The sequence below is a fragment of the Aeromonas sp. R1-2 genome (genome assembly GCF_040908505.1).
In the GTDB taxonomy this organism is placed as follows: Bacteria; Pseudomonadota; Gammaproteobacteria; order Enterobacterales; family Aeromonadaceae; genus Aeromonas; species Aeromonas veronii.
Genome location: NZ_JBFODU010000018.1, coordinates 121,628 through 139,659, shown reverse-complemented (window position 1 = coordinate 139,659; position 18,032 = coordinate 121,628). Strand labels below are relative to the sequence as shown.

The following is an 18,032-nucleotide window of genomic DNA, read 5'->3' as shown; positions in this document are numbered from 1 at the left end:
TCTTGTGGGGTTTTGCGAGGGGGCTAACAGCTGTCGCGGAAAGTGCACAAATAGATAAAACAGAAAAAAACTGAATTTAATTCGACAAATGTGTCAATAACAAAACAAAAGACAAAATGTGACAACAATCAAAAATATAAACCATGATGGAGGTCAACGCCTTATCCCTGTCATTACTACTACTATTGGACTAGTACTATGTAGGTAATTATTGACCGTAGGAAAACGCCGCCATGATTGGAAAACTGATAAGAAAAACCTGGTTCTGGCTCCTGCTGCTCGGGGCCCTGCTGGGTGTCGCGGCACTGGGTGTCACCGTGACCGTGCTGCACAAGACCAGCTCCACCGAATTCTGCGTCTCCTGCCACTCCATGCAGACTCCGCTCGCCGAGTATCAGGGCAGTGTCCACTTCCAGAACACCAAAGGGATCCGCGCCGAGTGCGCCGACTGCCACATCCCGGGCGACCCCACCTCCTACCTGTGGACCAAGATCCGCGCCGTGAAGGATATCTATCACGAGGCGATCGGCACCCTGGATACCCCGGAAAAGTATGAAGCCCACAAGCTGCGGATGGCCCAATCCGTCTGGGACGAGCTGAAAGCCAACGACTCCGCCACCTGCCGCAGCTGCCACAGCTACGAGGCGATGGACATTCTGGCCCAGCGCCCCAATGCCCGTGCCGAACACCCGGTCGCCATCAAGGAAGACCAGACCTGTATCGACTGCCACCGTGGTGTCGCCCACATCATGCCTGACATGAGCGGCCTGGCTGCCGCCGGTGCCAGCGAGCTGGCGCAGGCTGCGGCCCAGACTCCGGCCAACGTCACCACCCGCTACGCCATCGCCACCACCCCACTGTTCCTCGATGCCGCCGCCAAGACCGACGAAGGCACCCTGATGCCCTCCACCAAGGTGGAAGTGCTGGCCAACGAAAACGGCCGCGCCAAGGTGCAGATCGAAGGCTGGCAACAGGATGGTGTGAGCGAAGTGTTCTACGCCGCACCGGGCAAACGGATCCTCAGCGTACTGGTCGGCGATGCCGCCAAGAAAGCGCTGGTCACCGGCCAGAGCGAAACCGACAGCGCCACCAACCTCACCTGGCATCAGGTCAAGCTGACCGCCTGGGTCGACCAGAGCCAGCTCATCGGCGATCAGGGCAAGCTGTGGCAATACGCCTCCACCCTGATGTCCAATAACTGTACCGGCTGCCACGGCCTCACCGCGCTGGATCACTTCAATGCCAACCAGTGGATCGGCGTCATCAAGGGGATGGAATCTCGTACCTCCCTGACCCCGGAACAGGCTCGCATGTTGACCCAGTATGTCCAGAAACACGCCAGTGACATGAGCGCGGCCCACTAAGGCTGGCACAGAGGAAAACCGTTATGACTTTTTTCAATGACAAGAAGACCAATCTGTCCCGCCGCAACCTGCTCAAGGGGCTCGGCGCCTGCGCAGCCCTGCCCCTGCTCGGCGGCATTTTTCCCAAGAGTGCGCTGGCGCAAGCCATCAGCACCGCATTGAGTCAGTTCCCGACTCTGGTGCCCGCCCAGAAGGGCATTCTGACCGGCGCCCACTGGGGGGCTTTCGAGGCGATCGTCGAGGATGGCCGCATGGTGCGCGTCCAGCCGGTAGCCGATGATCCGGCACCGAACGATCTCATCGACATGGCGCCGTTCCAGGTCCACGCCAAGAACCGCATCAAGTACCCCATGGTACGCAAGAGCTGGCTGGAACACGGCCCGGGCGCCAAGCCCGAGCTGCGCGGTGCCGACGAGTGGGTGCGAGTAAGCTGGGACAAGGCGATCGAACTGGTGGCCGGCGAGATCCAGCGCGTGCAGAGTGACTTCGGCCCGCAGGCGATCCACGCCGGTTCCTACGGCTGGAAGAGTGTCGGCATGTTCCACAACAGCCGCACCCTGCTGCACCGCCTGATGAACCTCTCCGGCGGTTTCACCGGTTATGCCGGTGACTACTCCACGGGCGCGGCCCAAGTGATCATGTCCCACGTGATGGGTTCCATCGAGGTGTACGAACAGCAGACCGCCTGGCCCAATGTGGTAGAGAACGCCGAACTGGTGGTGCTGTGGGGGGTCAACGCTCAAGTGACCCTGAAGAACAGCTGGAACATGCCGGATCACGAAGGTCAGGCCGGCTTCATGGCGCTGAAAGAGAAGGGCACCCGCGTCATCAGCATCGACCCCATCTACAACGAGACCGCCAAGCTGGTCGGTGCCGAGTGGATTGCGCCGAACGCCTACACCGACGTGGCCATGATGCTGGGTGTAGCCCACACCCTCTACAGCGAGAAGAAGCACGATCAGGCCTTCCTCGATCGCTATACCGTCGGCTTCGACAAGTTCCTGAACTACCTGCTCGGCAAGGATGACGGCCAACCGAAGAGCGCCGAATGGGCGAGCACCGTCTGCGGCGTCGATGCCAAGGTGATCCGCCAGCTGGCTCTCGACATGGCCGCCAAGCGCACCATGATCATGGCCGGTTGGGGGATGCAGCGTCAGCAGCACGGCGAACAGCCGAACTGGATGCTGGTGACCCTGGCCTCCATGCTGGGCCAGATCGGCCTGCCGGGCGGCGGCTACGGCTTTAGCTACCACTACTCCTCCGGTGGCAGCCCCACCGCCAAGGGCGGCATTCTGGCGGGTATCTCCGCCGGCAACGCACCGAAGAACAGCCCGGCTCCGATCCCGGTGGCCCGCATCGCCGACTGCCTCGCCAACCCGGGCAAGACCATCGACTTCAACGGCCGCAAGGTGACCTATCCGGACATCAAGCTGGTTTACGTGGCGGGCGGCAACCCCTTCCACCACCATCAGGACACCAACAACCTGCTGCAGGCGTGGCGCAAGCCGCAGACCGTGATCGTTCACGAGCCCTACTGGACCGCTACCGCCAAGCACGCCGATATCGTGCTGCCGGTCACCACCAGCTACGAGCGCAACGATCTGGAGATGGGTGGCGACTACTCCCAGCGCTATGTGTTCCCGATGCACCAGTGCGTCCCGCCCCAGCACGAGTCCCGCAATGACTTCGACATCTTCAGCGCCATCGCCGCCAAGCTGGGCGTGCAGGAGCAGTACACCGAAGGTAAAGTCGAGATGCTGTGGCTCAAGCAGATGTACGACGGCATGGCGGCGCAGGCCCGCGGCGCCCGCGTCGCGCTGCCGCCGTTCAACATGTTCTGGGAGTCCAACAACTACATCCGCTTCCCGATCCCCGAGGCCAACCGCCAGTGGATCCGTCACGCCGATTTTCGCGAGAACCCGCTGCTCAACCCGCTCGGCACCCCGTCCGGCAAGATCGAGATCTTCTCCAACACGGTGGCGGGGATGGGTTACGCCGACTGCGCCGGCCATCCCAAGTGGTATGAGCCCAAGGAGTGGGTGAAGAGCGAGGTGGCGGCGCGCTATCCGCTGTCGCTCAACACCTCCCACCCGACCCAGCGGCTGCACTCCCAGCTCGACAACACTCCGCTGCGGGACAAGTTCGCTATCGCCGACCGCGAGGCGATCATGATCCATCCGCTGGATGCCAAGGCTCGTGGCATCGCCCAGGGGGATCTGGTGCGCGCCTTCAACGAACGCGGCCAGATCCTGGTGGGCGCCCTGCTCTCCGAAGATGTGCGCCAAGGGGTGGTGCGGATCTGCGAAGGGGCTTGGTACGACCCGGCCAAGCCGGGCGAAGCGGGCAGCATCTGCAAAAACGGCAACGTCAACTGCCTCACCTTCGACGAAGGCTCGTCCAGTCTGGCACAGGGCAACTGCGGCCACATGGCCCAGTTGCAGATCGAGAAGTACACAGGACCTGTGCTGGCCAACACCGCCCACGCGGTACCGGCCAACGGCTAATGCGATTGCCACCCAATAAAAACGGCGCCATCAAGGCGCCGTTTCTTTATCTGTCTGCCAAAGAGCACACATAGTGCGGACGGATTTAAAAATCCCCCTCTTCCATATACTCCTGCGCGCACTCCACCAGCTGCGGCCACAGCTCTTCCGGCACCCAGGCGTCCGGGTCATCTTCATCGCCATCGTACTGGCTCCAGAAGTAACGGCGCAGACCGGAAGCAAAGTCGTCGCTGATCTCCGCCAGCTCCGAGAGTGGCCCCAACCAGGCGATGCGGCGCAAGCCGGAGGCGAGATCGTTGATGGCATCCATCAGGGTGCGATCGTCAAAGCTCTGCTCCACCAGCAGGGTGAAGCGCTCACGCGCCTGTTCAGTCTGCTCCTCGTCCAGCTCGCCCACATCGGCCAGCAAGTCGACAAAATCTTCCAGAAGGAACGCGATCAGGCCATCCCTGTCTTCAAACCACTGGATCTGGGCGCCCTTGACCCCCAGCACAGAGGCATCAAACGAATCGTCAAGGTGACACAGTGCCCACGGATCGTCGGTCATGCTTCTCTTCCTCAGGCTAAAACAAATGCCATATGTTATGCCTAGCTCTCAACTCTTGCCACCTTGGGCAACGAGAGGGAGGCGGCCAGACCGCCCAGTTCGGCGCGGCCCATGATGAAACTGCCCCGATAGGCTTCAGCCAGATCGGATACGATGTTGAGACCGAGGCCCGAGCCCGGCACCTTCTCGTCGAGCCGCACCCCGCGCAGCACCGCTTTGGCGATCTGATCCTCGCTCATACCGGGGCCGTCATCCTCGATACGCAAGGTGATCCAACCCCCCAGCTCGGCGCTGGAGATGCGCAGCTCGCTGGCAGACCACTTGAAGGCGTTCTCCAGCAGGTTGCCTACCATCTCATCGAAATCCTGCTCCTCCACCCCGACCGCCAGATTGGCGGGCACTTGCAGATCCACCGTCTTGCCCGGATAGAGGCGGGAGAAGGCGCGGCAGATATACTCCACCCGCGCCCGCACCGGGGTCGAGACCCCGAGGATCTTGGCGGCGCCGGTCACCCGTGCCTTGCCGAGGTGGTAATCGATATGGCGCTGGATCTGGTCGAGCTGCTCGCCGATGGCAGCCTGATCCTCCGGCGGCAACTGGGCCACCTGATTGCGCAGGATGCTGAGCGGCGTTTTGAGGGCGTGGGCCAGATTGCCGGTGTGGGATCGCGCCCGCTGCAGCAGCTCGCCGTAGTGGTGCAGCAGCCGGTTGATATCCTCCACCAGCGGCTGGATCTCCAGCGGATAGCGCAGCCGGAACCCCTCCTGATGACCCTCGTGAACCCGCCCCAGTTCACGGCGCAGCAGGTGCAGCGGCCGCAAACCGTAGACGATCTGGAACATGAAGCCGAGCACCAGACCGGCGGCAGCAAAGCCGAGACCGAGGAACAGGCTGATGCGGGTCTTGTTGAGGGTCTGGGTCAGGGCGCTGCTGTCCTTGGCCATCACCAGAGTGAAGACCCGATCCGAACCGGGCAGCAGCACGGTGCGGGTCATGATCAGCAGCGGCTCCTTGTTGGGCCCCTTGCCGACGAAGAGGTCGGGATCGCCAAACGCCGACTTGAGGCCATCGCTCTTCAGGTTGGTATCCCATAGGGAACGGGAGCGCCCCACCACATCGCGGCCCAATTCCAGCTGCCAATAGTAGCCGGAGTAGGGTTGATTGAAGCGGGGATCGGAGAGGGAGCCGGTGACCACCGGCAGGCCGGTTTTGGCCACTTCCAGCCGGGAGAGCAGATCATAAAGCTGCAGGCGAAGGCCGTCGGCCTCCGCCTCCTGCCAGTAGTTGCGCATCATGGTCTGCAGGCTGAAACCGGTGGCGAACAGAAACAGCCCGCACCACACCAGCGCGATGGCGACCAGTCGCCCCCGCAGGGTTCTCACCAGCCTCATTCGTTGATCCGGTACCCGAGGCCGCGCACTGTCTCAATCAGATCCGGGTTGGTTTTCTTGCGGATCCGGCCGATGAACACCTCCACGGTATTGGAGTCACGGTCAAAATCCTGAGCATAGATGTGGTCGATCAGCTCGCTGCGCGACACCACCTTGCCCCGGTGCTGCATCAGGTAACCCAGCACCCGGAACTCGTGGGCGGTCAGCTTGATGGGGGTCCCTTCGTACCACACCTGCGACGCCGCCATGTCGAGCCGCACCCCACCAATCTCCAGAATGGAGCTGGCGTTGCCTGCCGCCCGGCGCACCAGCGCATGGACCCGCGCTACCAGCTCGGCCACCTGGAACGGCTTGGTGAGGTAGTCATCGGCACCGGCGTTGAGCCCCTCGATCTTCTCGTGCAGCTGGCCACGGGCGGTCAGCACCAGCACAGGGGTATCGATCCCCTTGCTGCGCCACTCCTTCAGCACGCTCAGGCCATCGCGCCCCGGCAGGCCGAGGTCGAGAATGATGGCGTCGTAGGGTTCGGTCTCACCGAGGAAACCGGCCTCGTTGCCGTCGTGGCAGAGGTCGGTGACAAAGCCGGAGAGGCGCAGCTGTTCGGCCAGCTGGCCAGCCAGAATTTTTTCGTCTTCAACAATCAGAATTCGCATGAACAGGCTTCCACACAGGGGTTATTCATCATCCTCGACCGGGGGCTTTGGCGGTTCGAACAGCCGCTCCAGATGGTGGCCCTTGGCCCACACCAGCTCAAGGTTGTCGGCCCGATAGGCCACCTTGATCACGCTGTTCTCCCGATCGATGACTCGCAGTTCATAGAGCCAGATACCATCCTCTTCCCCCAGATCCACCCGCAACACCCGCACCGGCAATCTGGCCGCCACTTCCATCATTTCATGGAAGGGCCGAACCCGTCCCTCATGGACAGCTTGCTGCAGCTGGGCTTCATCAGGCGTGACCGCCTGTGCCAGCAACGGCAGCAATAACCCAAGCAGAGGGAGCGCTCTATTCATGGATGATTCATCTCCAAAAACCTAACATAATGGCGTTTATAGTCTGCCAGCCATGAATCCGGAATGAATATGATCCCGCGCAGTTTCCTGCTGATCCTTTGCCTGTTGAGTGCCACAAGCTGGGCGGCCCAGAGCCGTCTCGACATGGCCGGGCTGGTCAAACTCCTGCTGGCGCAAGGGTATCACGACATTCGGGAAGTGGAGCTGGAAGGGGACAAATTCGAGGTCAAAACCCTCAATCGCAAGGATCAGAAGGTGCATCTTATCGTCGATGCCTACACTGGCGAGATCAAACAACAAGAGGCCGATTAGGCCTCTTTTGCATTCCAGCGCCCCCGCATGGGGCGCAGCAGTTTCTCCCGTCTCGGCCAGAGCAGGGCGCAGGCCAGCAGCAGGTAGATGAGGGGCTCCCCCCAACCGCTCTTGAGCGACCACCAGTAATGCACCGGCACCAGCAGGGCGATGGCATAGATCCAGTTGTGCAGCTTCTGCCATGCGGCGCCCATGCTGCGCTGCAATACGGGCAGCGAGGTGATGCTGAGGGCGGCCAGCAGCAACAGGGCCACCATCCCCACCACGATATAGCTGCGCTTGACCAGCTCGCCGCCAATCAGACCCCAGTCAAACTGCAGATCTAGCCCCAGCCACGCCATGAAGTGGAGCAGCGCCCAGGCAAAACACCAGAGCCCGAGGGGGCGGCGCAGCTTGATGAGCTGCCCCTGCCGCCAGCGCTTGGCCAGCGGCGACACCAGCAGGGTGAGCAGCAGCAGGTTGAGCGCCCCCTTGCCGAGGTAGTGGATAAGCTCGGGCACCGGATCGCCCCCCAGCAGGCCTGCCGGAATGGCAAACCCCAGCCAGAGCAGGAAGCTGAGAGCGCCCAGATGCACCAGTGCCCGCAAGCCGTTGATATGGGCCGGTTTCAATCTCAGTACCATTGGCGCAGATCCATCCCCTGATAGAGCGAGGCGACTTCGTCACCATAGCCGTTGAACATCAGGGTCGGCTGACGCTTGGCGCCAAACACCCCGCCCTCGCCGATAAAGCGCTCGCTGGCCTGACTCCAGCGCGGATGATCCACCTGTGGATTGACGTTGGCGTAGAAGCCATATTCGTTGGGAGCCAGCAGGTTCCAGGTGGTCGGCGGCATCTCCTCCACCAGCCGGATCGAGACGATGCTCTTGATGCTCTTGAAGCCGTACTTCCACGGCACTACCAACCGGATCGGCGCGCCATTCTGGGCGGGCAGGGTCTTGCCGTAGAGTCCCATCGCAAGGAAAGAGAGAGGGTGCATCGCCTCGTCGATACGCAGCCCTTCGACGTAGGGATACTCGATGCCGCCCCCCAAACTGGAGGCCTGCCCCGGCAGCTGTTTCGGATCAAACAGGGTTTCGAAGGCGACAAACTTGGCACGACTGGTGGGCTCGGCACGGCGGATGATCTCCGCCAGCGAGATGCCATTCCAGGGCAGCACCATGGACCAGGCTTCGACGCAGCGCAGCCGGTAGATCCGCTCCTCCAGCTCGCTCTTGTTGATGAGATCCCACACATCGAGGGTAAAGGGCTTGGCCACCTCCCCCTCCACCTTGAGGGTCCAGGGTTCGGGCTTGAGGTAATGGCCGTTGCGAGCCGGGTCGGACTTGTCGGTGCCCAGCTCATAGAAGTTGTTGTAACTGGTGGCCTTCTCTTCCGGTGTCAGTACCAGATTGGCCGGGCGCTCGGCAGGCTTGCTGTTAAGCGGCTTGGTGGCTAACTGGGGAGCATCCTCTTTACCGCGCAGCAGATCGAGTACACCGGCCTGAGTGGGAAACGCCAGGGTGGCTGCGCCCAGACCCAGCCCTTTGAGAATAAGGCGGCGGTCCTGATAGACGGCTTCCGGGGTGACATCCTGTTCGGTGAGGGGGTGGGCGGTACGACGCTTGATCAACATGAAAAACTCCCGGGGCTGAGTGAGGCAGTATGGATAAGACCCGCCCCGGCAGATTTTTATTTCACACAAATTTACATCATGTGGTGCAGGGGCAGTGCCTTGGCCATGGTGCCGACCAGAAACAGGACTACGAACACCAGCAGGGGAACGATCACATTTGGCGCCATCAGACTCACTCCATGAGCAGGACAGGGCCTCTAACTATGGCCGACTGTCAGGCAGGTCACCAATGAATTTTTTTCGCGAGCGCAAGCGTATTCCTGAGTTGAAAAGGGTGATGAAGATCACACACAATTCGGCCCCCGCTTGCCGCCCCGATTACCGGGGGTAGGCTGCCCATTTTGCGAAGCCAACTGAAGAGTCGCCCCATGAGCCCACTGATCGCCATCGCCATCACCACTGGAATTCTCTCCGCCGTCTGGGGCTGGATTGCCGTCGCGTTCGGCCTTATCTCCTGGGTCGGCTTTCTCGGCTGCACCAGCTATTTCGCGTCAAGCGGTGGCTACAAGGCGCTGCTGCAGACCATCTTCTGCAACACCAGCGGCATGCTGTGGGCACTGCTGCTGATCCATGGCGACAGTCTGTGGGGAGCGGGTGTGGCGGGTTATGTGATGACGGGGGTAGTCGCCACCCTGATGTGCGTACAGGCCAAGCAGCAGTGGCTCGGCTACATTCCCGGCACTTTTGCCGGTTGCTGTGCCACCTTCGGAGCTGCTGGCGAGTGGCGGCTGATCCTGCCCTCCCTCATCATTGGCGCCTTGTTCGGTTACCTGATGAAGGCGAGCGGCCTCTGGCTCTCCCATAAAACTCAAAAAGCCGATGCCGCTCCGGCGGTGGTTGATCCCGCCTGATTTATCCCTTCGATTTGAAGTTTGCTGCTTCAATACCGTGCCGATTCAATAACTTGTAGAAATCGGTACGGTTTCTGCCCGCCATGTTGGCCGCCAGGGTCACGTTGCCCTCGGTGGTGCGCAGCAAACGGATCAGATACTCCTTCTCGAATTCGGCCCGCGCCTCGTTGAACGAGGGGATGCCGCCGCCACCACCGCTCAGGGCGGACTCCACCATGGAGACCCCGATCACCGGGCTGCAACAGAGGCTGGCGAGCTGCTCCACCACGTTGCAGAGCTGGCGCACGTTGCCGGGCCAGGCCGCCGCTGCCAGCATCGCCAGCGCCTCGGGTGAAAAGCCCATGGCGGCGCAGTCGCCGTTGCGACTGCGGTAATCGTCGAGGGCCTGACGGGCCAGCAGGGGGATATCCTCGCTGCGGGCACTGAGAGACGGCAAGGTGATATTGGCGACGTTGAGACGGTAGAAGAGATCTTCCCGAAAGCGCCCCTCCTCCATCGCCTTGACCAGATCCTGATGACTGGAGCTGAGCACCCGCACCTCCGGCGTGCCCTGACCATACTCCTCCATCACCTGCAGCAGCTTGGCCTGCAGGGATTCGGAGAGGCTGCCAATCTCGTCGAGAAACAGGGTCGCCCCCTTGGCTTGTTCGAACAGCCCTGAGTGGCCATCTTCACCAAACAGCTGCAAGTCGAGTGACGCCCACGGAATGGCGGCGCAGTTGATGGTATGGAGCGGCTTGTCGCGCCGCTGGCTGGCCTGATGCAGCGCCTGCGCCATCGCCCCCTTGCCGGAGCCTGACGGCCCCATGATCAGCACCGGCACCTCCATGGTGGCGATGCTGTGAGCCTGGATCAGCAGCTGCTCCAGCTGGGGATTGCGGGTCAGGATCAGCGACTGCCACTCCTGCTGCTGTTTCGGCCGGGTCAAACTCAGCGCATGTTCGATGGTGGCGAACAGCTCATCCTTGTTGATGGGTTTGGTCAGAAAGCTGAAGACCCCGGAGCGGGTCGCCTGAATGGCATCCGGGATGGTGCCGTGGGCGGTCATGATGATCACCGGCAACCCCAGCCACTGGGCCTGGATCCGCTCGAACAGCGCCAGACCGTCCATGCCGGCCATCCGCAGATCGCTCAGCACCAGATCGGCCCGTTGCTGACGCAACCGGTCGAGAGCCCCTTCCGCGCTGTCGGCGGTATCCACTTCATAACCCTGACTGCGCAGCCGCATGCTCATCAGTTTGAGCAGGCTGACGTCGTCATCCACCAACAGGATCCGGCTCATGGTATTACCTCACGATTCTCGTTCAGCTTGCGCTGGTTGAGCTGGTCGTCGATAGCGGTCAGCTGCTCGATCTGGCGGCGCAGCCGCTGGATCTCCTGACTCTGGTCATCACGACGGCTGTCGCGAGCCAGCAGCTGCTCGCCGAGGGCGATCCAGCTGCGCAAAAAGGCCTGCGCATCGAGCCCCAGCTCGGGCAGCATCTGCTTCAGGCGCGCCAGACCGGCGGTGCGATTGGCCACAGATTCAGCGGGGTGGGAGTCCACCATCGCCAGACTGACCCGGCTCTCCAGATCGTCGGCCCCTTTCAGACGCTGACGCTCCTGCACCCGTTGCTGGGGGTGACTGGCCAGCAGCCAGTCGGAGTATTGCAGACGCACCTGCATCTCCTTGTTGGCAAACTCCATCCGCTTGGCAAAAGCGATATCGGAGGACTCCCGCTGTGCCTGTTGCGGCAGCAAGGAGCAACCCGCGAGCAGCCCTGCCATCAGAGCTGGAAATACGCGTTGTATCTTCATAGTCCTCATTTCAACGTCAACCTGAAACAGACATCCGCCTGTTCATCCTCTACCAGAACCAGTTCCCCCCCCAGGCTGTTGGCAGACTCGCGGGCGATGGAGAGGCCCATGCCCGAGCCTTTCAAGAGACCTTGCCGCACTGTGCTGCCTTGCTCGAAGGGTTCAAAAATGCGTTGCTGATCGGCCACGGGGATCTTGGGCCCCTCGTTGGCCACTTCCAGCCAGCTTATCTGTTCATCCTGCCCTGCCCTGATCCAGATATTGCCTCCGCTGGCGCCGTAACTGACGGCGTTGGAGAAGAGGTTATCGAGGATCAGTCGTAGCCGGTAGGGCTCCGCCCACAGGGTAACCGGCACGGTCGGCAAGTGTACACGGATCTGCTTGGACTCCAATGCCAGCCGGTACTCGGCAGAAAGTTCCGACAACATCGGCAGCAGGGGGACGGGCTCCAGTTCGAATGCCTCCTGCTGACTGAGCCGGTTGAAGTCGAGCAGACGCTCGATCAGGGTCTGCAAACGCCGACTGTTCTCGTCGAGCATCTGGCAGATCTCCAGCTGATCCGGCGTCAAAGGCCCGACCAGCTGCTCGCAGAGCAGATCCGTCCCCTCCCGCAGCACCGCCAGCGGGGTCTTGAGCTCGTGGGAAACATGACGCAGGAACTGGTATTTCTGCAGCTCCAGCTCCTTGAGCTTGTCGTGCAGCCAGACGATCCGCTCCCCCAGCAATACCAGCTCGGCAGGGCCGTCAACCGGCTTGGGATCGGGTTCGACCCCGGCACCCAGGCTCAAGATGCGCGACTCAATCTGTCGTACCGGGTGGATGATGAGGTAGGTGAAGATAAAGACCATCAGCAGGCTGAGCGCCGCCACCGCTCCGCTCACCCACCAGAGTTCACTGGTCAGTCCGGCGATGGTGAGCTGCACCCGATCCATGTGTTCGTCAACCCGGCTGCGGGTGACTATTTCGAGCTGCTTGTTGGCATCGTTGAACTGCTCAAGCTTGTCCCCCGCTGCCGCCGCCCGGGCCAGCGCGGCATCCTGCAGGCTGTCGAGCCAGGCCAGCCCCTGATCGAGCCCGCTGTAAAGCTGGCCGTCGGTGATGGAGTTGCGGTGTTCCGCCAGCAACACCCGATACCCGTCGAGTTGCTGCTGGTAGCTGGTGAGACTGCGGCGATCCCCCAGCACCGCGAAACGGCGCAAGGTGCGTTCGATATCGATGGCTTGCGCCGTCAGCAGGGTGGCGCGGCGGGTATCCTTGACCGCCCGCTCCATCTCGTCGCTGGTGAGCTGACTGAGGTGGGCAAGGGAGGTGCTGTTGTGCCAGATCATGCCGCCCAGTGGCATCAACACCAGCACAAATCCCATCAATACCACCTGCAGCAGGGAGCGTGGGCGAACCTTGGTCATCATCTCTTCTCTTGCATTCTCACCGGTGCGCCAGCATAGCCGCACCGCCCCAAAAAACAAAACCGGCCAACAGGCCGGTTTGTATTATCTGGATTGTGGTGATTCACGCCAACGCGACAGAGGCCAGACAGATAATCATGATCATCGCCAGCGCGCCCGAGGCGGTCAACAGCGCCCATTTCAGCTCCACACTCATGCAAACCTCCTTTCTGCCAATCAGTGCCGGATCACAATAGATAAGACAATGTTAAGCCATAGTTAATCCGATAACCGTGAGCTGCGTATACATTTCAGATGAGCCCAACCCCGGGAAGGTGAGCATGTTCTATCTGTGTAGCATTGGTTCCAATATTGACCCGCATATTCATGTCAGCCGCGCGCTGGCTGAGCTGTTTGCGAACGTCGGCCCCCTGCGGCTGAGTTCGGTGATCCGCACCAAGCCGGTGGGAATGCACTCCAGCCACGACTTTCTCAACTGCCTGCTGGTGGTGGAGAGCCCGCTCGATGCCACCCGCCTCAAGCAGCACTTTGTCGCCCTTGAAGTGGCTCACGGCCGGGATCGCAGCGATCCGCTCTGCAAGGTGCACGACCGGCCGCTCGACATCGATATTCTGGCCAGCAACAGGAGCGGTGACTTTGCCTCGGCAGAGGTCGATTCCTATCTGGCGGAGCTGCTGGCAGAGCTCTATGGCCATGGCGAGGTGCATGACCCCAAGGTGGCGCTGCAAGTGATGCTCCCCGCCCCGTCGGGCAAGCTCAAACCCGGCAAGGGCTTGCTGACCCGGCAGGTCGGGCTGGAGCCGCTGGTGCTTGGCAAATCTTCAGAGAGTGGCCAGCGCCCGCCCGCCATCTACCTTGATGCTGGCCCCCGTCATATAACTGTTCCCCATCAGTAACTGCACCGCCTGCCAGATGGGCTCAAGTCCCCCCTCCCGCGCCAGCGGTGTTTTCGCCAACACCTGCTGGCGCCATGCCTCGTCATGCTCGTCGAGAAACAGGATTGGCCCCGGCTCTATGGTGTTGACTCGCACCGCAGGCGCCAGCTCCCGGGCAAAGCTCATGGCCAGCGAATGGGCTCCCGCCTTGGTGGCCACATAGCTGGCAAAACGGGGGGCCGGGGCATGGATATAGATATCGGTGATATGAATGATGCTGGCGTTGGGATTGCTGGCCAGCCGGGGGGCCAGCGCCCGGTTGAGCTGGAAGGGGGCCGCCATGTGTACCCGGTAGAACTGCTCGAACTGGGCCAGTTGCGCCGCCGGATCTGTTACCTGCGGCTCGAAGGCCGAGGCGTTGTGGATCACCAGCGCCAGATCCTGATGGGCAGCCAGCACATCGATCAGCTTGCCAACGTCCTCTTCCCGGCCAAAATCCGCCTGCACCAGCTCGACCCCCAATGCAGCCAGCGTGGCCAGCTCCGGCCGCTCGCTGCGATAACTGCCCGTCACCTGCCAGCCCGCTGCCACCAGCTGTTCACAGAGATAAAATCCGAGTCGACGGCCGCAGCCCGTAACCAATGCACGCATACGCTCTCCTTTCCCTTTCATGGTCTTGCATGAACGAAGCCCGCCTGCCAGCGGATCACCGCCGATGGCTTGTGCCTATCAATCCCTGCGGCACAAGCCATTGGTCGCGAGCTACCCGCCCGCGTCATAGTGGCGGCATCCCCCTCTTGCGGAGTCACCACCATGCTGAAAGTACACCACCACATGGGTCGCCTGACCCACTCCCTCACTGCCGGACTCGGCCTGGCAGAAGCGCTGGATCGCCTGCATCAATCGGGTCTTGGCGGCCTGCCGGTGCTGGATGAGCAGAAACGGCTGATCGGCTTTCTTTCCGAACAAGACTGCATCCCCAGCCTGCTCACCGGCAGCTACCACTGCGATACCCGCACCCGGGTGGAGGATCTGATGAACCGCTCGCCCCTCTCGGTCGGGCCGGATGAGAGTATTCTGGAGCTGGCCCGCCAGATGGCTGACGCCAAGCCCAAGATCTACCCGGTGCTGCAACAGGGCAAGGTGGTCGGCATCATCAGCCGCCGTCAGGTGATGCAGGCCCTCAACCAGCAGATGAAGGTGTGCCAGCAGACCTAAATCTGGTAACGCCCCTTGTCACCGATATCGAAGTGCAGGGGCATCCGCCACTTGGCCAGCGCCAGCAAAGTCAACAGGGCGCCGCAGACCAGCGCCACCAATGCGGCGGCCCACTCCACCCGCAACCACTCCAGCAGCCATAACGCCGGCAAAAAAATGGGCACCAGCTTGATGCCGGGAATGGCGAAGCAAAACTGCTCCTTGAACGCCAACCCGGAGAGGGTCGCCAACGCAGCTCCCAGCACCAGCGCATCCGGCGCCCCTACCGCAGCCAGGGCCAGTGCGCCCCAACCAAACCCCTGCAGAATCAGGCGAATCCGCTTGTCGTAGATATGCAGCGAGAAGCCGCAGATTGCGCTTGCCACTGCAAGTGACATCAACAATTGTGCCGACGGGAGCAGTGCCATCCCGCTCAGCAGCGCCGCACCGCGGCAAAGCAGCAACAAGGCTGCCGCACTCAAGCCAAGGCGGTAGAGCGAGACGGTCAACTTGTCGATCCCGTCCAGCGGGCTCTCGATTTCAGGATTTGCCATAAACAGTCGCTTCTAACGGATCAGGTGCCATCCAATATACTGGAATCAGGTCTTGGAATATCTTCAAACGGGCTCAGGAGACGTAGTTTGCGTGTGATCCCCCTGTTTTGGTTGCTGTTTCCACTCGGATTGCCCGCCAAAGAGCTGGTGATCTGCGGCACCATGGAGCCCCCGCTCAAGTTTCTCGATGCCGATCAGAAACCCCGTGGGCTCGATATCGACATCGTCACCGCCATCTTCGACAAGCTGGAAACGCCCTTTCGGATCGAGCTGGCCGACTCCGGCGCCCGCCTCACCCGCAACGCCGAAACTGGCGCCTGCGACCTGGTGATGACCCACTCCTACAAGGCGGAGCGGGAGAGTTATCTCATCTATCCCCAACAGGCCCATCTTCGCCACAGCTGGCACTTCTTCGTGCGCAAGGCGGACCTGATGAAGATCCGCTACGAAACGCTGGCCGATCTCAAACCCTGGCGCATCGGCGTGACCAAGGATTTCTCCTACACCCCTGAACTGGCGGTGGCGATGACCGACCCCTCCTATCACTTCCAGGAGATCACCATGAACCAGCTGCAACTGCGCAAACTGCTGGCCGGACGGATCGATACCGTGCCCATGCCGCTGGTCACCGCCTTCACCCAAATCAAGGAGGAGGGGCTGACAGGCAAAGTCGATTACCTGCCCAAACCGCTCAAGAGCAGCCCCTACTTCAACACCTGGGCCCGTGCACGGGCGGATGCACAGACCCCCGCCCTGATGGCGGCCTACGATGCCGAACTGCTGCGCATGAAGCGAAACGGCAGCCTCAAGGCCCTCTACGACAAGTACGCCATCCCCTATATCGAACCCTGATCAGGGGTCAGGGTTTCGCACGGGAGATGGATCTCTACACCCTACCCCTTATACAACCCACCTCAAGGCTTCACGTCCCGCAGGATCGGATTCTGCAGCGAAATCAGGGTTTCAGTGGACTGGATCTCGTCGATGGTCTGGATCTTGTTGATCAGCACTATCTGCAGCTCGTCGATGGAGCGGGTCATCACCTTCATGAAGATGCTGTAGTGGCCCGTGGTGTAGTAGGCCTCCACCACTTCGTCCAGCGCCTGCAGCTTGGCCAGTGCCGAGGGGTAATCCTTGGCACTCTTCAGATTGATCCCGATAAAGCAGCAGACGTCGTAACCCAGCTTCTTGGGGTTAACCTGCACCCGTGTCCCCTCGATGATCCCCGCCTGTTTCATCTTCTCCACCCGCACATGGATGGTGCCCGGGCTGACCGCCAGTTGTTTCGCAAGTTCGGCGTAAGGGATCCGCGCATTCTCCATCAGGGCGGTGAGGATGGCCTGATCGAGATTATCGATCCGGTAATTTTCCGGCATTTTTTTGCACTCCCGTTGACGATACCTCATTAAATAACGGCTTATTTTGAAGAAAAAAATACACAAAGCCTATTTCTATTATCGAATATTGAATTTGGTTGGCATTCCGTTGAAGAATCACCACATCCAACGGGGTTTGAAACAGGAATTCAGCATGAAACAGCACTACATTCGCAGCCAACAGCAGATCAGCTTCGTCAAAGAGATGTTCTCCCGCCAACTCGCCCAGCAGCTGGGTCTGATGGAGGTACAAGCCCCCATTCTGAGCCGGGTCGGTGATGGCACTCAGGACAACCTCTCTGGCCATGAGAATGCAGTGCAGGTCAAAGTGAAAACCCTGCCGGAGCACAGCTACGAAGTGGTCCATTCACTGGCCAAATGGAAGCGCCAGACCCTGGGTCGCTTCGGCTTCGGCCCGGGCGAAGGGATCTACACCCACATGAAGGCGCTGCGTCCGGATGAAGACAAGCTCACCCCCATCCACTCCGTCTACGTGGATCAGTGGGACTGGGAGAAGGTGATGCCGAGCGAGCGCCGCGATCTGGCCTATCTGCAGGAAACCGTGCGCGGTATCTGGGCCGCCATCAAGGCCACCGAGCGCGCGGTCTGTGCCGAGCATGAGCTGACCCCCTTCCTGCCGGCCGAGATCCAGTTCCTGCACAGCGAAGAGCTGCTGGCCCGTTACCCGGACCTAGATGCCAAGGGGCGCGAGCGTGCCATCGCCAAAGAGCTGGGGGCCGTGTTCCTGATCGGCATCGGCGGTGCCCTCTCCCACGGTGAGCGTCACGATGTCCGCGCCCCGGATTACGACGACTGGAGCAGCCACAGCGAGCTGGGTCTGGCGGGTCTGAACGGCGACATTCTGGTGTGGAACCCGGTGCTGCAAGACAGCTTCGAGATCTCCTCCATGGGGATCCGGGTCGATGCCGAGGCGCTGCGCCGCCAGCTCGCCATCACCGGCGACGAGGATCGCCTGCAGTACGACTGGCATCAGGATCTGCTGGCAGCACGGATGCCGCAGACCATCGGCGGCGGCATCGGCCAATCCCGTCTGGCCATGTTGCTGCTGCAAAAAGAGCATATCGGGCAGGTACAGGTTGGTGTGTGGCCATCTGAAATGAAGGCCGCTATCCCGGGCATGCTGTAAACGCGTTTATTTCATTGGTCTGGCCTGTGCGCAGTGGCACGCGGGTCAGCCCTGAAGGTGTGTGGCGGTGCGGACTGAACGAG

The 18,032-nt window shown here is 61.2% G+C and carries 21 protein-coding genes; 8 read left to right on the top strand and 13 right to left on the bottom strand.

Annotated elements, in window-relative coordinates:
• Window positions 1-233 precede the first annotated feature (233 nt).
• Complete coding sequence (locus tag AB5Y76_RS07360; RefSeq protein ID WP_263717785.1) at window positions 234-1,364, top strand: NapC/NirT family cytochrome c; 1,131 nt, start codon at window positions 234-236, stop codon at window positions 1,362-1,364.
• A gap of 23 nt (window positions 1,365-1,387) precedes the next feature.
• Complete coding sequence (gene torA, locus AB5Y76_RS07355; protein ID WP_263717786.1) at window positions 1,388-3,868, top strand: trimethylamine-N-oxide reductase TorA; 2,481 nt, start codon at window positions 1,388-1,390, stop codon at window positions 3,866-3,868.
• 85 nt (window positions 3,869-3,953) lie between these two features.
• Here the strand turns inward: torA and AB5Y76_RS07350 are convergent, their stop codons facing one another.
• From AB5Y76_RS07350 to AB5Y76_RS07335, 4 genes are read right to left on the bottom strand one after another with little or no spacing between them, the layout of a single operon-like run.
• Window positions 3,954-4,415, bottom strand: coding sequence for a hypothetical protein (locus AB5Y76_RS07350; RefSeq protein WP_139442121.1), 462 nt, complete (start codon window positions 4,413-4,415; stop codon window positions 3,954-3,956).
• A gap of 41 nt (window positions 4,416-4,456) precedes the next feature.
• Window positions 4,457-5,806, bottom strand: coding sequence for a sensor histidine kinase (locus AB5Y76_RS07345; RefSeq protein WP_265774322.1), 1,350 nt, complete (start codon window positions 5,804-5,806; stop codon window positions 4,457-4,459).
• A complete protein-coding gene (locus tag AB5Y76_RS07340; RefSeq protein ID WP_005339826.1) occupies window positions 5,803-6,459 on the bottom strand; it encodes a response regulator transcription factor in 657 nt (218 codons plus the stop codon). The genes AB5Y76_RS07345 and AB5Y76_RS07340 overlap by 4 nt, the downstream gene beginning before the upstream one ends.
• A gap of 21 nt (window positions 6,460-6,480) precedes the next feature.
• Window positions 6,481-6,819, bottom strand: a complete 339-nt coding sequence (locus tag AB5Y76_RS07335; RefSeq protein ID WP_005341875.1) for a PepSY domain-containing protein — start codon at window positions 6,817-6,819, stop codon at window positions 6,481-6,483.
• Between the two features lie 63 nt (window positions 6,820-6,882).
• Between AB5Y76_RS07335 and AB5Y76_RS07330 the strand changes: the two genes are divergently transcribed.
• Window positions 6,883-7,131, top strand: a complete 249-nt coding sequence (locus AB5Y76_RS07330; RefSeq protein WP_115521583.1) for a PepSY domain-containing protein — start codon at window positions 6,883-6,885, stop codon at window positions 7,129-7,131.
• Here AB5Y76_RS07330 and msrQ read toward each other — a convergent pair.
• Both msrQ and msrP read right to left on the bottom strand, forming a co-directional pair.
• Window positions 7,128-7,754, bottom strand: a complete 627-nt coding sequence (gene msrQ / locus AB5Y76_RS07325; protein WP_368177705.1) for a protein-methionine-sulfoxide reductase heme-binding subunit MsrQ — start codon at window positions 7,752-7,754, stop codon at window positions 7,128-7,130. The two genes, AB5Y76_RS07330 and msrQ, sit on opposite strands and share 4 nt — an antisense overlap.
• Window positions 7,745-8,746, bottom strand: a complete 1,002-nt coding sequence (gene msrP / locus AB5Y76_RS07320; RefSeq protein ID WP_005356348.1) for a protein-methionine-sulfoxide reductase catalytic subunit MsrP — start codon at window positions 8,744-8,746, stop codon at window positions 7,745-7,747. The genes msrQ and msrP overlap by 10 nt, the downstream gene beginning before the upstream one ends.
• Window positions 8,747-9,114: 368 nt before the next feature.
• Here msrP and AB5Y76_RS07315 point away from each other — a divergent pair, with 368 nt between their 5' ends.
• Entirely contained in the window at window positions 9,115-9,597 is a 483-nt protein-coding gene (locus AB5Y76_RS07315) for a DUF1097 domain-containing protein (protein ID WP_005339809.1), read from the top strand.
• A 1-nt stretch (window position 9,598) separates the two neighbouring features.
• Here AB5Y76_RS07315 and AB5Y76_RS07310 read toward each other — a convergent pair whose 3' ends face one another.
• The 4 genes from AB5Y76_RS07310 to AB5Y76_RS07295 form a co-directional block, all read right to left on the bottom strand.
• Entirely contained in the window at window positions 9,599-10,879 is a 1,281-nt protein-coding gene (locus AB5Y76_RS07310; RefSeq protein ID WP_368177704.1) for a sigma 54-interacting transcriptional regulator, read from the bottom strand.
• The gene (locus AB5Y76_RS07305) at window positions 10,876-11,394 is read right to left on the bottom strand and encodes a hypothetical protein (protein ID WP_040070048.1); all 519 of its coding nucleotides are present in this window, start codon (window positions 11,392-11,394) and stop codon (window positions 10,876-10,878) included. Before AB5Y76_RS07305 ends, AB5Y76_RS07310 begins: the two co-directional genes overlap by 4 nt.
• Window positions 11,395-11,399: 5 nt before the next feature.
• Entirely contained in the window at window positions 11,400-12,800 is a 1,401-nt protein-coding gene (locus AB5Y76_RS07300) for a HAMP domain-containing sensor histidine kinase (protein WP_005339801.1), read from the bottom strand.
• Window positions 12,801-12,903: 103 nt separating this feature from the next.
• Window positions 12,904-12,996, bottom strand: a complete 93-nt coding sequence (locus AB5Y76_RS07295) for a YnhF family membrane protein (protein ID WP_005339800.1) — start codon at window positions 12,994-12,996, stop codon at window positions 12,904-12,906.
• Between the two features lie 124 nt (window positions 12,997-13,120).
• On the opposite strand from AB5Y76_RS07295, the gene AB5Y76_RS07290 reads away from it, so the two are divergent.
• A complete protein-coding gene (locus tag AB5Y76_RS07290) occupies window positions 13,121-13,696 on the top strand; it encodes a 2-amino-4-hydroxy-6-hydroxymethyldihydropteridine diphosphokinase (RefSeq protein ID WP_368177703.1) in 576 nt (191 codons plus the stop codon).
• On the opposite strand, the gene AB5Y76_RS07285 is transcribed toward AB5Y76_RS07290, so the two are convergent.
• Window positions 13,622-14,326 (bottom strand): SDR family oxidoreductase, encoded by a 705-nt coding sequence (locus AB5Y76_RS07285; RefSeq protein WP_236317144.1) that lies wholly within the window; start codon window positions 14,324-14,326, stop codon window positions 13,622-13,624. The two genes, AB5Y76_RS07290 and AB5Y76_RS07285, sit on opposite strands and share 75 nt — an antisense overlap.
• Before the next feature lie 162 nt (window positions 14,327-14,488).
• Here AB5Y76_RS07285 and AB5Y76_RS07280 point away from each other — a divergent pair, with 162 nt between their 5' ends.
• Window positions 14,489-14,893, top strand: a complete 405-nt coding sequence (locus AB5Y76_RS07280; protein WP_139742491.1) for a CBS domain-containing protein — start codon at window positions 14,489-14,491, stop codon at window positions 14,891-14,893.
• Here the strand turns inward: AB5Y76_RS07280 and AB5Y76_RS07275 are convergent.
• The gene (locus tag AB5Y76_RS07275) at window positions 14,890-15,426 is read right to left on the bottom strand and encodes a DUF2301 domain-containing membrane protein (RefSeq protein WP_368177702.1); all 537 of its coding nucleotides are present in this window, start codon (window positions 15,424-15,426) and stop codon (window positions 14,890-14,892) included. The two genes, AB5Y76_RS07280 and AB5Y76_RS07275, sit on opposite strands and share 4 nt — an antisense overlap.
• A gap of 87 nt (window positions 15,427-15,513) precedes the next feature.
• On the opposite strand from AB5Y76_RS07275, the gene AB5Y76_RS07270 reads away from it, so the two are divergent.
• Window positions 15,514-16,278, top strand: a complete 765-nt coding sequence (locus AB5Y76_RS07270; protein ID WP_368177701.1) for a substrate-binding periplasmic protein — start codon at window positions 15,514-15,516, stop codon at window positions 16,276-16,278.
• A gap of 62 nt (window positions 16,279-16,340) precedes the next feature.
• Here the strand turns inward: AB5Y76_RS07270 and asnC are convergent, their stop codons facing one another.
• Entirely contained in the window at window positions 16,341-16,802 is a 462-nt protein-coding gene (gene asnC, locus AB5Y76_RS07265) for a transcriptional regulator AsnC (RefSeq protein WP_005339783.1), read from the bottom strand.
• A gap of 154 nt (window positions 16,803-16,956) precedes the next feature.
• Here asnC and asnA point away from each other — a divergent pair, with 154 nt between their 5' ends.
• On the top strand, window positions 16,957-17,949 hold the full coding sequence (gene asnA, locus AB5Y76_RS07260) for an aspartate--ammonia ligase (RefSeq protein ID WP_100647061.1): 993 nt from the start codon (window positions 16,957-16,959) through the stop codon (window positions 17,947-17,949).
• Window positions 17,950-18,032: the final 83 nt, after the last annotated feature.

What these genes read in the sequence shown, in the direction of transcription:
- AB5Y76_RS07360 (WP_263717785.1), top strand. Translation starts at nt 234, where the DNA reads ATGATTGGAAAACTGATAAGAAAAACCTGGTTCTGGCTCCTGCTGCTC.
- torA (WP_263717786.1), top strand. Translation starts at nt 1,388, where the DNA reads ATGACTTTTTTCAATGACAAGAAGACCAATCTGTCCCGCCGCAACCTG.
- AB5Y76_RS07350 (WP_139442121.1), bottom strand. Translation starts at nt 4,415, where the DNA reads ATGACCGACGATCCGTGGGCACTGTGTCACCTTGACGATTCGTTTGAT.
- AB5Y76_RS07345 (WP_265774322.1), bottom strand. Translation starts at nt 5,806, where the DNA reads ATGAGGCTGGTGAGAACCCTGCGGGGGCGACTGGTCGCCATCGCGCTG.
- AB5Y76_RS07340 (WP_005339826.1), bottom strand. Translation starts at nt 6,459, where the DNA reads ATGCGAATTCTGATTGTTGAAGACGAAAAAATTCTGGCTGGCCAGCTG.
- AB5Y76_RS07335 (WP_005341875.1), bottom strand. Translation starts at nt 6,819, where the DNA reads ATGAATAGAGCGCTCCCTCTGCTTGGGTTATTGCTGCCGTTGCTGGCA.
- AB5Y76_RS07330 (WP_115521583.1), top strand. Translation starts at nt 6,883, where the DNA reads ATGAATATGATCCCGCGCAGTTTCCTGCTGATCCTTTGCCTGTTGAGT.
- msrQ (WP_368177705.1), bottom strand. Translation starts at nt 7,754, where the DNA reads ATGGTACTGAGATTGAAACCGGCCCATATCAACGGCTTGCGGGCACTG.
- msrP (WP_005356348.1), bottom strand. Translation starts at nt 8,746, where the DNA reads ATGTTGATCAAGCGTCGTACCGCCCACCCCCTCACCGAACAGGATGTC.
- AB5Y76_RS07315 (WP_005339809.1), top strand. Translation starts at nt 9,115, where the DNA reads ATGAGCCCACTGATCGCCATCGCCATCACCACTGGAATTCTCTCCGCC.
- AB5Y76_RS07310 (WP_368177704.1), bottom strand. Translation starts at nt 10,879, where the DNA reads ATGAGCCGGATCCTGTTGGTGGATGACGACGTCAGCCTGCTCAAACTG.
- AB5Y76_RS07305 (WP_040070048.1), bottom strand. Translation starts at nt 11,394, where the DNA reads ATGAAGATACAACGCGTATTTCCAGCTCTGATGGCAGGGCTGCTCGCG.
- AB5Y76_RS07300 (WP_005339801.1), bottom strand. Translation starts at nt 12,800, where the DNA reads ATGACCAAGGTTCGCCCACGCTCCCTGCTGCAGGTGGTATTGATGGGA.
- AB5Y76_RS07295 (WP_005339800.1), bottom strand. Translation starts at nt 12,996, where the DNA reads ATGAGTGTGGAGCTGAAATGGGCGCTGTTGACCGCCTCGGGCGCGCTG.
- AB5Y76_RS07290 (WP_368177703.1), top strand. Translation starts at nt 13,121, where the DNA reads ATGTTCTATCTGTGTAGCATTGGTTCCAATATTGACCCGCATATTCAT.
- AB5Y76_RS07285 (WP_236317144.1), bottom strand. Translation starts at nt 14,326, where the DNA reads ATGCGTGCATTGGTTACGGGCTGCGGCCGTCGACTCGGATTTTATCTC.
- AB5Y76_RS07280 (WP_139742491.1), top strand. Translation starts at nt 14,489, where the DNA reads ATGCTGAAAGTACACCACCACATGGGTCGCCTGACCCACTCCCTCACT.
- AB5Y76_RS07275 (WP_368177702.1), bottom strand. Translation starts at nt 15,426, where the DNA reads ATGGCAAATCCTGAAATCGAGAGCCCGCTGGACGGGATCGACAAGTTG.
- asnC (WP_005339783.1), bottom strand. Translation starts at nt 16,802, where the DNA reads ATGCCGGAAAATTACCGGATCGATAATCTCGATCAGGCCATCCTCACC.
- asnA (WP_100647061.1), top strand. Translation starts at nt 16,957, where the DNA reads ATGAAACAGCACTACATTCGCAGCCAACAGCAGATCAGCTTCGTCAAA.